At 66.8% G+C, this 13,952-nt stretch carries 16 protein-coding genes; 8 read left to right on the forward strand and 8 right to left on the reverse strand.

What is annotated here, in order from left to right; translation table 11 throughout:
* Window positions 1-13 precede the first annotated feature (13 nt).
* Entirely contained in the window at window positions 14-889 is an 876-nt protein-coding gene (locus EGM71_RS01755) for a cytochrome c oxidase subunit 3 (RefSeq protein ID WP_005407793.1), read from the forward strand.
* 20 nt (window positions 890-909) lie between these two features.
* Here EGM71_RS01755 and EGM71_RS01760 read toward each other — a convergent pair whose 3' ends face one another.
* Complete coding sequence (locus EGM71_RS01760; protein WP_005407794.1) at window positions 910-1,128, reverse strand: twin transmembrane helix small protein; 219 nt, start codon at window positions 1,126-1,128, stop codon at window positions 910-912.
* A gap of 57 nt (window positions 1,129-1,185) precedes the next feature.
* On the opposite strand from EGM71_RS01760, the gene EGM71_RS01765 reads away from it, so the two are divergent.
* The 4 genes from EGM71_RS01765 to cyoE all read left to right on the forward strand — a co-directional run bounded on the left by EGM71_RS01765 (window position 1,186) and on the right by cyoE (window position 4,653).
* Window positions 1,186-1,902 (forward strand): SURF1 family protein, encoded by a 717-nt coding sequence (locus tag EGM71_RS01765; protein WP_188487368.1) that lies wholly within the window; start codon window positions 1,186-1,188, stop codon window positions 1,900-1,902.
* Window positions 1,903-2,011: 109 nt separating this feature from the next.
* On the forward strand, window positions 2,012-2,581 hold the full coding sequence (locus EGM71_RS01770; protein WP_188487370.1) for a hypothetical protein: 570 nt from the start codon (window positions 2,012-2,014) through the stop codon (window positions 2,579-2,581).
* 10 nt (window positions 2,582-2,591) lie between these two features.
* Window positions 2,592-3,755 carry a COX15/CtaA family protein gene (locus tag EGM71_RS01775; RefSeq protein ID WP_099551635.1) on the forward strand — a complete coding sequence of 388 codons (1,164 nt, stop codon included), beginning with the start codon at window positions 2,592-2,594 and terminating at the stop codon, window positions 3,753-3,755.
* A gap of 4 nt (window positions 3,756-3,759) precedes the next feature.
* Window positions 3,760-4,653 carry a heme o synthase gene (gene cyoE / locus EGM71_RS01780; RefSeq protein WP_188487372.1) on the forward strand — a complete coding sequence of 298 codons (894 nt, stop codon included), beginning with the start codon at window positions 3,760-3,762 and terminating at the stop codon, window positions 4,651-4,653.
* A gap of 121 nt (window positions 4,654-4,774) precedes the next feature.
* On the opposite strand, the gene EGM71_RS01785 is transcribed toward cyoE, so the two are convergent.
* From EGM71_RS01785 to rpsU, 6 genes are all read right to left on the reverse strand, one after another.
* Window positions 4,775-5,746, reverse strand: a complete 972-nt coding sequence (locus tag EGM71_RS01785; RefSeq protein WP_188487374.1) for a bile acid:sodium symporter family protein — start codon at window positions 5,744-5,746, stop codon at window positions 4,775-4,777.
* Between the two features lie 28 nt (window positions 5,747-5,774).
* Window positions 5,775-6,275, reverse strand: coding sequence for a fused DSP-PTPase phosphatase/NAD kinase-like protein (locus EGM71_RS01790; protein WP_188487376.1), 501 nt, complete (start codon window positions 6,273-6,275; stop codon window positions 5,775-5,777).
* A 26-nt stretch (window positions 6,276-6,301) separates the two neighbouring features.
* Window positions 6,302-8,041 (reverse strand): DNA primase, encoded by a 1,740-nt coding sequence (gene dnaG / locus EGM71_RS01795; RefSeq protein WP_188487378.1) that lies wholly within the window; start codon window positions 8,039-8,041, stop codon window positions 6,302-6,304.
* 60 nt (window positions 8,042-8,101) lie between these two features.
* Window positions 8,102-9,046 carry a YihY/virulence factor BrkB family protein gene (locus tag EGM71_RS01800; RefSeq protein WP_188487380.1) on the reverse strand — a complete coding sequence of 315 codons (945 nt, stop codon included), beginning with the start codon at window positions 9,044-9,046 and terminating at the stop codon, window positions 8,102-8,104.
* Between the two features lie 104 nt (window positions 9,047-9,150).
* Entirely contained in the window at window positions 9,151-9,594 is a 444-nt protein-coding gene (locus tag EGM71_RS01805; protein WP_004153909.1) for a GatB/YqeY domain-containing protein, read from the reverse strand.
* 133 nt (window positions 9,595-9,727) lie between these two features.
* Window positions 9,728-9,943, reverse strand: coding sequence for a 30S ribosomal protein S21 (gene rpsU, locus EGM71_RS01810; protein ID WP_002808376.1), 216 nt, complete (start codon window positions 9,941-9,943; stop codon window positions 9,728-9,730).
* Window positions 9,944-10,109: 166 nt separating this feature from the next.
* Here rpsU and tsaD point away from each other — a divergent pair, with 166 nt between their 5' ends.
* On the forward strand, window positions 10,110-11,135 hold the full coding sequence (tsaD, locus tag EGM71_RS01815) for a tRNA (adenosine(37)-N6)-threonylcarbamoyltransferase complex transferase subunit TsaD (RefSeq protein ID WP_188487382.1): 1,026 nt from the start codon (window positions 10,110-10,112) through the stop codon (window positions 11,133-11,135).
* A gap of 41 nt (window positions 11,136-11,176) precedes the next feature.
* Here tsaD and EGM71_RS01820 read toward each other — a convergent pair whose 3' ends face one another.
* Window positions 11,177-11,842: a hypothetical protein gene (locus tag EGM71_RS01820; protein WP_188487383.1), complete on the reverse strand. Its 666-nt coding sequence runs from the start codon at window positions 11,840-11,842 to the stop codon at window positions 11,177-11,179.
* A gap of 359 nt (window positions 11,843-12,201) precedes the next feature.
* On the opposite strand from EGM71_RS01820, the gene folB reads away from it, so the two are divergent.
* Both folB and EGM71_RS01830 read left to right on the forward strand, forming a co-directional pair.
* Window positions 12,202-12,555 (forward strand): dihydroneopterin aldolase, encoded by a 354-nt coding sequence (gene folB / locus EGM71_RS01825; RefSeq protein WP_005407807.1) that lies wholly within the window; start codon window positions 12,202-12,204, stop codon window positions 12,553-12,555.
* Window positions 12,556-12,642: 87 nt separating this feature from the next.
* A complete protein-coding gene (locus EGM71_RS01830) occupies window positions 12,643-13,914 on the forward strand; it encodes a mechanosensitive ion channel family protein (RefSeq protein WP_135968193.1) in 1,272 nt (423 codons plus the stop codon).
* Window positions 13,915-13,952 lie beyond the last annotated feature (38 nt).

Here is a 13,952-nt window from a genome sequence, read left to right on the forward strand (position 1 = left end):
CTCGGATACCGACATGGCCCAGACACCGACCGACGCCAACGTGTACTTCGTCCCGGCCCAGAGCAAATGGCCGTTCGTGGGTTCCATCGCGATGATGGTGACCATGGTCGGTGTGGCCAGCTGGCTCAACGATGCCAGCTGGGGACGCTGGACGTTCTACATCGGCATCGCGATGCTGGTGCTGACCCTGTTCTGGTGGTTCAGCGACGTGGTGCGCGAATCGCAGGCTGGCAACTACAACCATCAGGTCGATGGCTCGTTCCGGATGGGGATGATCTGGTTCATCTTCTCCGAAGTGATGTTCTTCGGTGCGTTCTTCGGCGCGCTGTTCTACACCCGCAACCTGGGCCTGTCGTGGCTCAGCGGCGAAGGCCGCGGGGTGATGACCAACGAGCTGCTATGGCAGGGCTATTCCGCCGGATGGCCGACCAATGGCCCGGCGGCGATCGGTGGCGCGTTCCAGACCATCCCGGCCTGGGGCCTGCCACTGATCAATACGCTGATCCTGCTGACCTCCGGCGTGACCCTGACCATTGCCCACCACGCGCTGAAGGCCGGCAACCGCCGCCAGCTGCTGATCTGGCTGGGCCTGACCGTGGTGCTCGGCCTCGGCTTCCTGACCCTGCAGGCGGAGGAGTACATCCACGCCTACAAGGAACTGAACCTGACGCTCGGTTCGGGCATCTACGGTTCAACGTTCTTCATGCTGACTGGCTTCCACGGCGCGCACGTGCTGCTGGGCACGATCATGCTGATCGTGATGTGGCTGCGCTCGGCCAAGGGGCACTTCACCCGCGACAACCATTTCGGTTTTGAAGCCGCCGCGTGGTACTGGCACTTCGTCGACGTGGTGTGGCTGATGCTGTTCCTGTTCGTCTACGTGCTTTGACCACGCAGGCAGCGGTGGCTTCAGCCGCCGATGCCGTGCGGTTTGATCCAGCCCATGTAGATGCTCACGATCACCAGCAGGATCAGCGCCACCGACACCGAGATGCGACGTGTCAGTGCGTTGACCGTACGCTTGGTCTGGCCGCGGTCGACCAGCAGGTAATACAGGCCGGCGCCCAGATTCCAGACGATGACGATCAGAAACGCGATTACCAGCAGGGTCTTCAGCGAATCACTCATGCGCGGCTCGAGGGCAGGGTGGATGCGCCTATCTGACCGCGTTTGCGCGGACTTGTCATGATGCGCCAGCACACGCGCGTGATCGGATGGCTGCTGGCCGTGCTGGCGATGGCGGGTTTCAGCGCGTTGGGGCTGTGGCAGCTGCAGCGCATGCATGCCAAACAGTCAATGTTGGATGCGCAGGGGCCAGCTGTGGCACAGGCGCTGCCGCTGGCGCAGGCCCTGGCAGCCCCGGGTGCGCTGCACGGTGTGGCCGATCACGGTCGCTTCCTGCCCGGCATGGTGCTGCTGGACAACCAGACCCGGCACGGCCGTGCCGGCGTAAAGATCTATCGCCCGTTCCGCAGTGACGAAGGCAGCGTGCTGCTGGTCGATCTCGGCTGGCGCGCGCTGCCGCCGGATCGCACGCTGCCGGACATTCCGGCGCCGCCTTCACCGGTGGCGGTGCGCGGGCTGCTGGCGCCGCCGCCGTCGGCGGGGCTGGTACTGGGCCCGGCGTTCTCCGCCACTGGGGAGGCCGGGCGCTGGCTGGCCAGCCGATTGCCGGCCGAGGGGCTGGCGGCAGCGCTTGGCCTGCCTGCGCTGCCCGAACGGGTCCTGCGACTGGACCCGGCGCTGCCGTTCGGCGACGAACGCGATCTGGACCTGCTGCCGAACACGTTGCCGCCGCAGCGTCACCTGGGCTACGCCGTGCAGTGGTTCGGGCTGGCCCTGACCGTGCTGGTGGTGGCCGTGGTGCTGGAGTGGCGCAGGAGACGCGCCGTGGCACGGTAGTGCCGGCCACTGGCCGGCACGCCCTCGGATTCCTGGATGCCGGCCAGCGGCCGGCACTACCGCGGCATCACCCCCGCATCCCCTACCCAACCATGAGAAAATGCCCCGCATGAACACTGCTACGTCCCCGCAGGCGCGCGGCTCCGGCCGCCGGACCCTGGTGCTGCTGTTTGCCGTGTTCTTCGGGGCGATGGCGCTGGCCGCGGTGTTGCGCTTCTCCGGCTGGCAACCAACCGGGCACCGCAATGCCGGACAGCTGCTGAAGCCGCCGGTCGATCTGCGCCAGCAGGCGCCGACCCTGGCCAGCGGCCAGCCCTACCCCTGGAACCCCGAGGCCCGCACCTGGCGCCTGCTGGTGGCCCCGCCCGGCACCTGCGACGCGCAGTGCGTCACTTTGTCGCAGGGACTGGGCAAGGTGTGGCAGCTGTTCGGCCATAACGCCGATAATGTCGAGATCCTGTGGCTGGGAACGCCACCGGCGTCGATCGCCTCGCTGCCCGCGCTGCGGCCGCTGGCTCCGTCGCCAGCCCTGCGCGCGGCGTTGCCGGGCGTCGATGATCCGGCGGGACTGCCGGTCTACGTGATCGATCCGAACGGCTTCGTGATCATGCGCCATGCCCCGGGTTCCGACCTCGGTGGCCTGCGCAAGGACATGGCCACGTTGCTGAAACTGAAGTGAGTCCCGTTTGATGAGCCTTTCCGCGCGTCCGGCGCTGCACCGCAATTTCCACCGCCTGGCGTGGTTCGCCATGATCATGACCGCGAGCACGATCATGTTCGGCGCCTTCGTGCGCCTGTCCGATGCCGGCCTGAGCTGCCCGGACTGGCCGACCTGCTATGGCCAGGCCACCTGGCCGCAGCACGTGGAAGAGACCATCGGCCACCCGGCGGCGGAGATCCGCCCGCTGGAGACCCACAAGGCCTGGCGTGAGCAGGTGCACCGTTTCCTGGCCGGCGCGCTGGGCATCGAGATCCTGACCCTGGCGCTGCTGGCCACGCGCAAGCGGCGATTCGGAAGTACGGCGGTAGTGACCGCCTGCGTACTGGTGGCCGCCGGTATACCGTTGTACATGATGGGCTGGCATGGCACCGCCAGCGTATTGGCGTTGATCGGCGAGGCGATCCTGCTGATCGCCGCGCTGCGCTGGAGCAACATCGACCTGGCGCGCGCGGCACTGCTGACCCTGGCGGTGGTGATCTTCCAGGCCCTGCTGGGCATGTGGACGGTGACCCTGCTGCTCAAACCCATCGTGGTGATGGGCCATCTGCTGGGCGGCATGCTGATGTTCGGCCTGCTGGTGTGGATGGCCTGGCGCGCAACGCACATGCCGATCACCCTGGCCGAAGCGCCGAAGCTGAAGTGGCTGTTGCGCATCGGTGTGGCGGTGCTGGTCACCCAGATCGCACTGGGGGGCTGGGTCAGTGCCAACTACGCGGCGCTGGCCTGCGGCGGCGGCAGCGCCTCGCTGGACAACTTCCCGCGCTGCGCCAACCAGTGGTGGCCGCAGCACAACTTCGTCGAAGGCTTCACCCTGTGGCGCGGCATCGGCGTGGATTACGAAGGCGGCGTGCTGGATGGCGCTTCGCGTATCGCCATCCAGATGGCGCACCGTATGTTTGCGGTGGTGGTGGCCGTCTACCTGCTGTGGCTGGGCGTGCGCCTGTTCCGGTTGCCGAGCATGCGTGGCTGGGCCAGCGCGTTGATCGCGCTGCTGGTGCTGCAGGTCACCCTCGGCATCCTCAATGTGAAGCTGGCGCTGCCGCTGGAAGTGGCGGTGGCCCACAACGGCGTGGCCGTTGCCCTGTTGTTCGTGCTGGTCAGCCTGCTGGCCCGCCTGCGTGCCCCGGACTGATTCCATGTTTTCCAATTACCGCCAGTACTGGGACCTGACCAAGCCCAAGGTCGTCGCCCTCATTGTCTTCACCGCCCTGGTCGGCATGGTCCTGGCCATCCCCGGCGTGCCCAGCTGGGAGCAGGTGCGCGCCGGCGTGCTCGGTTTCCTCGGCATCTGGCTGGCGGCCTCGGCCGCAGCCGCGATCAACCAGCTGCTGGACGCGCACATCGATGCGCAGATGGCGCGCACTTCGTGGCGTCCGCTGGTGGTGGGCAAGGTCAAGCCATGGCAGGTGCTGGTGTTCGCCGGTGTGCTGATCGTGCTGTCGATGGCGATCCTGGTGCTGTGGGTGAACCTGATCACCGCTGTGCTGACCTTCGCCTCGTTGATTGGCTATGCGGTGATCTACACCGTGTACCTCAAGCGTGCGACCTCGCAGAACATCGTCATCGGTGGCCTGGCCGGCGCGATGCCGCCGATGCTGGGCTGGGCCGCAGTGACCGGCATGCAGGGCTCGTCGGACTGGGCGTACTCGTCGCTGCTGGTGCTGATCATCTTCATCTGGACCCCGCCGCACTTCTGGGCGCTGGCGATCTTCCGCCGCGAGGACTACGCCAAGGCGGAGATCCCGATGCTGCCGGTAACCCACGGCGTGGTGCACACCCGCAAGCAGATCATGGTGTATTCGGTGGTGCTGGCGCTGGTCTGCCTGCTGCCGTACCTGGTGGGCATGAGCGGTGCGTTCTACCTGGGCGGCGCGATTGTGCTCAATGCCGTGTTCCTCTGGTACGCCTGGCGCATGCTGGACCCGCCGGACGAACTGTTCTCGATGAAGATGTTCTATTACTCCATCGTCTACCTGATGGCGCTGTTCGCCTTCCTGCTGGTGGACCACTGGATCCTGCCCTGGTTGTAGAGTCGAGCATGGCGGGAGCATCCACGCATGGCGTGGATCTACTCCGGATCACAGGTGTCAGCCGAGCATGGACTCGGCTCTACAGTAGATCCACGCCATGCGTGGATGATTTCCCGGATGGTCAGGGCTTGCGCCGCGCATACCGCTGCGCGATCACGCCGCAGACGATCAGCTGGATCTGGTGGTAGATCATCACCGGCAGCACGATCGCGCCTAGGCTGCCGCCGGCGAACAGCACCTTGGCGATCGGCACGCCGGTGGCCAGGCTCTTCTTCGAGCCGCAGAACACGATGGCGATCTCGTCCTCGCGATTGAAGCGCAGGCGGCGGGCGATGAAAGTGATCAGCGGCATGGCAATGCCGAGCAGTACAGCGGCGACCACTGCCACAGCGAACAGCGACAGCAGCGGCGTCTTGCTCCACAGGCCCTCGGTGACAGCTTCGCCGAAGGCCGAGTACACCACCAGCAGGATGGTCGCCTGGTCGGTGTAGCGCAGCAGCGCGCGCTGCTTTTCCACCCAGCCGGCGATCCAGGGCCGCAGAAGATGGCCGGCCACGAACGGCACCAGCAGCTGCAGCATGATGCCGCCGATCGCATGCAGCGGATCGTGGATGCCGCCGGAGGTGCCGGCCAGCGCGGTCAGCAGCAGCGGGGTCAGGAATACGCCGAGGATGCTCGACAACGAAGCGCTGCACACCGCTGCGGGCACGTTGCCATGCGCCATGGAGGTGAACGCGATGGACGACTGCACGGTGGAGGGCAGGGTGCACAGGAACAGCACGCCCAGATACAGCTCCGGGGTCAGCAGCCAGCCCGACAGCGGCTTGAACATCAGCCCCAGCAGCGGGAACAGGATGAAGGTGCAGGCCAGGATGGTCAGGTGCAGCCGCCAGTGCAGCATGCCGCCGATGATCGACTCGCGCGGCAGGCGCGCACCATGCAGGAAGAACAGCGCGGCGATGGCGACGGTGGTGACATCGTCGAGGACGATGGCGGCGGCGCCCTTCATCGGCAGCAGCGAGGCCAGGCCGACGGTGCACAGCAGGGCGAGGGTGAAATTGTCCGGTCGCAGGCGCGACCACCAGCGGGTCATGGTGGGCAGAGTCCTTGGTGCGGAGGGTTCAGGGCGAAGTGACCGGCGTGGCCAGGCGCTGGCGGGTAGCGGCCTCCAGCGACTTCAGGCCGGCGCGCTGGCCGAGCTGCAGTGCCTGTTCGGGGCTGGCGTGTTCGTAGCGTGCGTTGATCAGGCCGAGCACGGCGCCAGCGCGGTTGCCGGACGCGCAGTGCAGCAGCACCGGCCCCTGGCTCTGCTGCAGTGCCTGGTGCACGGCGCGTACGTTGGCGGCATCGAGCCCCTCGGCGCCGGCGACTGGAATGCGCACGTAGCGCAGGCCCAGCGATTCGGCGAGGTGGGTTTCGTCGAAACCACGGTCCTCGTCGGGCTGGCGCAGGTCGATCACGGTGCGCACGCCCTGCGCGGCCAGGGCCTGCAGCTGTGCGGCGCTGGGCTGGCCGCCGGCATACAGGCCGGGGCGGACTTCGTTGAGGGGCGTGTCTTCGGCCAGGGCCGTCAGTGGCAGGCAGAGCGACAACAACAGCAGGCAGGTCAGGCGCAGCAGCATGGTCTCTCCGGTGATGGGTTCTGCCGCTAGAGGCGAAGATTGGCGCGGGCCTTGAACAGCTCGCGCAGTTCGTACTTGTCAGTATCGTCCAGACCCTGCTGGCGCTGCTTTGCCAACAACTCCTCCAGACGTTGCACCAGCAGCTGTTTCTCCAGCTGGGCCACGGCATCGTGCAGCTCCTGGGTCCACATCGCGTCGTCGCCAGGTATCGTCTGCGCGGCCAGGGTGTGCAGTGACGCCTGTTCCTCGCGCCCGTCGAAGTGCTCCAGCAGGGCGCCGGTACTGATGTCCGGGCGCTGCTCGACCAAGTCCAGCAGCTCCAGCAGCAGCTCCACGCCCGGCAGGCGCAGGCCCTGGAAGTGGTGCTTGCCGCCCAGCGTCAGCGCCAGTGACGGCTGCTGCAGCAGCACGGCGATCGCGCCGCGCACCAGGCTGCGCTTGGCCACCGGCTGAATAGTGCGTGCCGACTGGCGTTGAGGCATCGGCGCGCGCGCAGACGGGGCGTTGCCGCCGAGCCCGGTCAGCTGCGCCAGCTGCTGCTTCATCAGGTCGCCGAAGGCGCCGTCGGGAATCTGCGCCAGCATCGGCTTGGCCCGCTCGGCCAGGCGTGCCTTGCCGTCCAGCGTGCCCAGGTTGATCTCACGGGTGAGCTCGTCGAAGAAGAACTGCGACAGCGGCGTGGCCTGCTTCAGGCGCTCGTTGAACGCTTCGGCGCCTTCCTTGCGCACGATGGTGTCCGGGTCTTCGCCATCGGGCAGGAACAGGAAGAAGGCCTGGCGGCCATCCTTCATGCGCGGCAGCACCGACTCCAGCGCCTTCCAGCCGGCGCGGCGGCCGGCGGCGTCGCCGTCGAAGCAGAAGAACACGTCCGGCGCGTTGCGGAACAGCAGCTCGGCATGGTCCGGCGTGGTCGCGGTACCCAGCGTTGCCACCGCCTGGGTGACACCGAACTGGAACAGCGAGACCACGTCCATGTAGCCCTCGACCACGATCAGCCGCTCGATCTTCTGGTTGGCCTGGCGCACCTGCCACAGGCCGTACAGTTCACGGCCCTTGTGGAAAAGCGCGGTCTCGGGCGAGTTGAGGTACTTGGGGCCGTCGTCCTTCTCGAACACGCGGCCGCCGAAGGCGATCACCCGGCCACGGCGGTCGAAGATCGGGAACATCACCCGGTCGCGGAACTTGTCGTAGACGTGCCCGCGATCGTTCTTGGAGAACAGGCCGGCGCGGTCGAGCAGCTTCATCCGCCGCTCGTCCTTGCCCAGCGCATCGCGCAGGCCGCTGTAGCCATCCGGTGCATAGCCGATCTGGAAACGGGCGCGGTTGTCCTCGTCGACACCGCGGCCATCAAGATAGCTGCGTGCCTTGTCACTGCCTTCCAGGTTCTTCTGGAAGAACTTCGTGGCCGCATCCAGCGCTGAATACAGCTCGCGGCTGTCGTCCTGCTGCTGCGGGCTGCGCGGGTTCTCGTTGCGCGGCACTTCCATGCCGGCGCGCTTGGCCAGTTCATCCACCGCGTCGAGGAACTCGAGGCGATCGTAGTTCATCAGGAAGCTGATCGCGGTGCCGTGCGCGCCACAGCCGAAGCAGTGATAGAACTGCTTGGTGGGCGAGACCGTGAATGATGCCGAACGCTCGTCATGGAACGGGCAGCGGGCGGCGTACTCCTTGCCCTGGCGCTTCAACGGCACGCGGCTGCCCACCACCTCGACGATGTCGGTGCGGGCCAGCAGGTCGTCGATGAAAGCGTCGGGGATACGGGCCATGGTCAACAGGGCAGGGCGCGGCCGCCAGGGCGCGCAGCAGGGGCGGCGGATTCCCCTAGTTTACTCGCTGGCGGCGCCGGGGCCGGCCTGTTCGGCGTCGACGCCGGCCCTGGCCAGCTGCGCCCGTGCATACAGGCGCTCGTCGATCACCGCAGTCATCAGCGCGCCGACAAAGAACACGGCGGTAGCGTAGTAGATCCAGACCAGCGAAATCACCAGCGCGCCCATCGAACCATACGCACTGCCCGGGGCCACGGTAGCGATGTAGACGCCGATGCCATAGCGGCCCAGGGTGAACAGCACCGAGGTGATGGCGCCGCCGATGAAGGCCTGGCGCCAGGCCACGCGGCGGTCCGGCAGGTAGTGGTAGAGGAAGGCGAAGGCCATCGTGTACAGCAGCAGCGAGGTCAGGTAGCCGATCGCCGGCAGTACCGAGGGCAGCTGCGCGAACACCACCTGCAGCGCGGTGGTGGCGGTCATCGACAGGATCAGCAGGAAGCCCAGCGCCAGCACCACGCCGAACGAGAACACGCGCTTGCGCAGCCAGGCCTTGACGCCTTCCAGGCGCTGGCCGCTGGTGTGGAAGATCCGGTTCAGTGCGTTCTGCAGCTGGGCAAATACCGCCGTGGCGCCGACGAACAGCAGCAGGGTGCTCCACAGTCCGGCCAGCGAACCGACGCTGGGCTGGCTGTTGGCGTTGTGCAGCACGGTGTCGGCGACGCTGGCCACGCTGCTGCCGGCTACCGAGCCGATCTGGCTGATCAGCGTCTGCTGTGCCGGCGGGTACAGCGAGGCGGTCAGCCACAGCAGCAGCACCAGCAGCGGTGCCATCGACAGCAGGGCGTAGAAGGAGACCGAGGCGGCCTGGGTCAGCACGTCGATTTCGACGAAGCGCTTGGCGACGGCCATCGGGAAGCTGTCCTGCAGTCGGTCAGCGTAGTGGCGAAGCCGGGCAGGAAAACCGTGGGGGCGCGTGTCGTCGGGGGAGTGCGATTGCTCGACCATGAGGGTGTTGTAACAGCCGGGGGTCGAAGGTGCGGTGAAGCGGGTGCATCGATTGGGGTCAGCGCCCTTTCGCGAACGAAAGGGCGCTGACCCCGGATGCCGGCTTAGGCCAGCTGCTGCTTGACCAGCTTGGAGACCAGGCCCATGTCGGCCTGGCCGGCGAGCTTGGGCTTCAGTGCGCCCATCAGCTTGCCCATGTCGGCCGGGCCGGAGGCACCGGTCTCGGCGATGGCGGCCTGGATGGCGGCCACGATCTCGGCTTCGCCCATCTTGGCCGGCAGGTAGGCTTCGATGACCACGATCTCGGCGCGCTCGATCTCGGCCAGGTCTTCGCGGTTGGCGGCTTCGAACTGGCTGACCGAGTCCTTGCGCTGCTTGACCATCTTGTCGAGCACGGCGATCACGGCGGTGTCATCCAGCTCGATGCGCTCGTCCACTTCGCGCTGCTTGATGGCGGCGTTGATCAGGCGGATCACGCCCAGCTTGTGCTTCTCGCCCGCCTTCATGGCGGCCTTCATGTCTTCGGTGAGCTGCTGCTTCATGCTCATGAGGAACCTCGTGGTGGTAGGTGGGGCGGGGCGGATGCCCGAACCCGGAAACGCAAAAAGCCGGCGACGCTCGCGCGTGCCGGCTTCGGCTCCATCGCGACAGGCAAGCCCGCCGCAATGAAGATGCGTCCGATCAGTACAGGCGCTGACGCTTGGTGACGTCGCGCGACGAGCGGCGCAGCTGACGCTTCACAGCAGCGGCGGCCTTGCGCTTGCGCTCCTGGGTCGGCTTTTCGTAGAACTCGCGCTTGCGGGTTTCGGCCAGCACACCGGCCTTTTCGCAAGTGCGCTTGAAGCGGCGAAGAGCAAACTCGAAGGGCTCGTTCTCGCGGACTTTGACGCTGGGCATGGAATCTCCGGGACACAGTAGAACCGGGTCACGCCCGGCGAGCCGCACATTATAGCGGCGAAACGACAAACTGCAAGCGGCCAACCCTGAATACGGGCCGGGGGTTCGAAAGCAGTGAGATCTGCACGTCCCCCGAGGGGGCGGCAGGGGCGTCATAATAGCAGGTATGCGAGTCCTTGGCATCGAATCTTCCTGTGATGAGACCGGCGTGGCGGTGTATGACACCGACCTGGCCGGCAGCGCGGCCCTGCGCGCCCATGCGGTCTACAGCCAGATCGCCCTGCACGCCGAATACGGTGGTGTGGTGCCCGAGCTGGCCAGCCGCGACCACGTCCGCAAGCTGCTGCCACTGGTACGCCAGACCCTGGCCGAAGCGGGCCTGGGCGTAGGCGATATCGACGGCGTGGCCTACACCGCAGGTCCCGGTCTGGTCGGCGCGCTGCTGGTCGGCGCGGGTGTGGCCCGCTCGCTGGCCTGGGCGCTGGAGGTCCCGGCGGTGGGCGTACACCACATGGAGGGCCACCTGCTGGCCCCGCTGATGGAGGACGACCCGCCGGAAGCGCCGTTCGTGGCGCTGCTGGTATCGGGTGGCCATACCCAGCTGGTGGCGGTGGACGCCATTGGCCAGTACCGCCTGCTGGGCGAGACCCTGGACGACGCGGCCGGCGAGGCCTTCGACAAGACGGCCAAGCTGATGGGCCTGCCGTACCCGGGGGGGCCGCAGCTGGCCAAGTTGGCTGAGCAGGGCAGGCCGGGCGCGTACCGCTTCGCGCGGCCGATGACCGACCGCCCGGGGCTGGATTTCAGCTTCTCCGGCCTGAAGACCCAGGTCCTGATGGCCTGGCGCGACAGCGACCAGAGCGAACAGACCCGCGCCGACATCGCCCGCGGCTTTGAAGACGCGGTGGTCGAGACCCTGTCGATCAAGTGCGAGCGCGCGCTGGAAGCGGCCGGAACCAATGTGATCGTGGTGGCCGGTGGCGTCGGTGCCAACACGCGCCTGCGTGCGCGCCTGAAGCAGATGGCCGAGCGTCTCGGCGGCCGTGCCTGCTTCCCGCGGCCGGCACTGTGCACCGACAACGGCGCGATGATCGCCTTCGCCGGTGCGCTGCGCCTGCAGGCCGGCCAGCACAGCCCGCCGAAGGTGGATGTGACCCCGCGCTGGGACATGGCGACCCTGCCGGCGGTGTGAGCCCCGGAACCGGTAGCGCCGGGCCCTGCCCGGCGAACGTATTACCGACGCATTGCCAACGGCGACGTCGCCAACACTGTCGTCGCCCGCTCATGGCGTTGCAGCCAGCCCAGCGTATGCGGGCAGCGGGCGTGGATCAGCCGCCCGATCGCGGCCAGGTCGGCGCCGATGTCGCGCTCAAGGATGGGCTCGTGGTGCGAAATGCGGTTGCGCAGGTGGCGAATGCGTCCGATGTCAGCGTGGATGGCTTTTCTGATGACGCTGGGATGAGCTGAGGGTGCATGCCGCAGAACTCCGTTGAGTGCGGGTATCCACAGCGTGGCGTCGAAGCGACAGGTGAAAAGCTGCTGCCAGAACACCATCGGCAGCTTGGCGACGATTTCGGGTGTATCGGTCGTGCGGCCAGCAACCTGTTCCAGTGCTGCACGTGCGGAAGTACAGGTCGAGGTTGGCAGCCTGCGTCGGAAGGCATCATTCCAAGGCCAACGCGGGCCATGCTGTCGGGCGAGCACGGTAGCAGCGGCGTTACGGGTGACCACTTCGCACAGATGGACCGGCATCATCAGTGCGCCGCACATCCGCATGTTCCAGAGGTACAGGGATTCGGCTGTGACGTCGGGGCTGCAGGTCGATGCGATTCTCTCGTAAGTAGACAGACGCTCCGCTGACAGCGCGCGCCGCAGTACATCGTATGGAGCCATCGTCATGTGCGGTGGTGAAGGAGGAATCGATGTTCGCGAGAGTGGCCGGCGACCACCATCAGGGAACGTCGTTGTCCGCGCGGCTGATTTTCTGCGTTTGGCCTCGGACGACGACCTGACCTGCCCTGTCGGAATTGGCCTTGACCGGCGATCGGGTCCTTGCCTAATCTGCGTGCCTGCGCCACCGGGACTCGCGGCTGTCCAACAGCTCCCCCCGGGGACAAACGGTAGTACCAAAGGGCCCCGCTAGCAGGGCCCTTTGTCTTTTCTGGAGCCGTGTCCCTGCCGGCCACCCGCCGCCCGTTCCGGGCAGGCTCACCGCCGTGCCGTTACCATGGCCGCCTGTATTCGGGCTGGTAAGCGCAATGGACAAGGTTTTCATCGAGGGGCTGACGATCGACGCCCTGATCGGTATCTACGATTGGGAACGAAGGATCCGCCAGGACCTGGTGTTCGACCTGGAAATGGGTTTCGACAACCGTCGCCCCGCAGCCACCGATGACATCGCCCACACCCTGAACTACAAGGCGGTGAGCAAGCGCCTGGAGCAGTTCGTACGCGAGTCGGAGTTCGGCCTGGTCGAGACCCTGGCCGAACGCTGCGCGCAGATCGTGCTGGACGAATTCGACGTGAAGTGGCTGCGCCTGAAGCTGAGCAAGCCGGGCGCGGTGCGCGGCGCGCGCGCGGTGGGCGTGATCATCGAACGCACGCGGGACTGACCCGGTCGTGCCGGCCAGCGGCCGACACCCCGGTAGTGCCGGCCGCTGGCCGGCAACCTCAACAGCAATGAAGAAGGGAGACAACTGATGGTGGATGCGGTGGTGGCGGTACAGTGGCTGGAACGGCTGCAGAACACACTGGAACCCTATCCCGGCGCCTACCTGGCGTTGATGATCTCGGCGCTGTTGATCGCAGCCGGCCTGGCCAACTGGGTGACCAAGCGCATCCTGGTGCGTGGCCTGCGGCGCCTGCTGCAGCGCCTGCCGGGCGCCGAGTCCGGGCGCGGCAGCCACGTGATGCGGGTCATTTCGCGTCTGTCCAACGTGGTGCCCAGCCAGGTGATCGCCTCGGGCGTCACCCTCATCCCCGATCTGCCCGAAGGCCTGGTCAAGGTCATCATCAAGCTGTGCATCGTGTGGGCCGTGCTGACGGTGTCGATGGCGTTCTCGCATGCGCTGGACGCGGCCAACAGCCTGTACGAGCGCAAGCCCGATGCGCGCAACAAGCCGATCAAGGGCTACCTGCAGGTGGTCAAGATCGTGGTGTTCGTGGCCGCCGGCCTGTCGATCGTCGCCACCCTGTTGGGCGTAGCGCTGGGCCCGCTGGTGACCGGCCTCGGTGCTGCCACGGCAGTGCTGATGCTGATCTTCCAGGACACCATCCTGTCGCTGGTGGCCAGCGTGCAGATCAGTGGCGATGGCCGCGTGCGCATCGGCGACTGGATCGAGATGCCCAGCCAGAACGCCGACGGCGATGTGATCGACATCGCGCTGCACACCATCACCGTGCAGAACTTCGACAAGACCATCACCACCATCCCGACCAAGAAACTGGTGACCGAGTCGTTCAAGAACTGGCGCGGCATGCAGGAGGCTGGTGGCCGCCGGATCAAGCGCGCGCTGTACCTGGACCAGCACAGCGTCGGTTTCCTGGACGAGGGCGACCTGGCCTTCCTCGGCGAATTCGCGCTGCTGCGTGACTACCTGCAGTCCAAGGAGCAGGAACTGGGGCAGTGGAACGGGCGCCTGCGCGAGCAGGGCGTGGCCGAGGTCAACAGCCGCCGGGTGACCAACCTGGGCACCTTCCGTGCGTATGTGGAGCGTTACCTGCGCAGCCACCCGGGCATCCATACCGACATGACTCTGCTGGTACGGCAGCTGCAGCCGACCACCGAAGGCCTGCCGCTGGAGCTCTACTGCTTCACCCGCAGTACCGCCTGGGGTGAGTACGAGGCGGTGCAGTCGGACATCTTCGACCACCTGCTGGCGATCCTGCCGGCCTTCGGCCTGCGGGTGTTCCAGGCCTCCAGCGACGCCATGTTGATGGCCGGGCAGCGCCAGTTGGCCGGCTCGGAGTAAGCTGCGGTGCCCCCGGCGGGGCCATACGGACCCCGCTG

Source organism: Stenotrophomonas maltophilia, from assembly GCF_006970445.1.
Classification (GTDB): domain Bacteria; phylum Pseudomonadota; class Gammaproteobacteria; order Xanthomonadales; family Xanthomonadaceae; genus Stenotrophomonas; species Stenotrophomonas maltophilia_AU.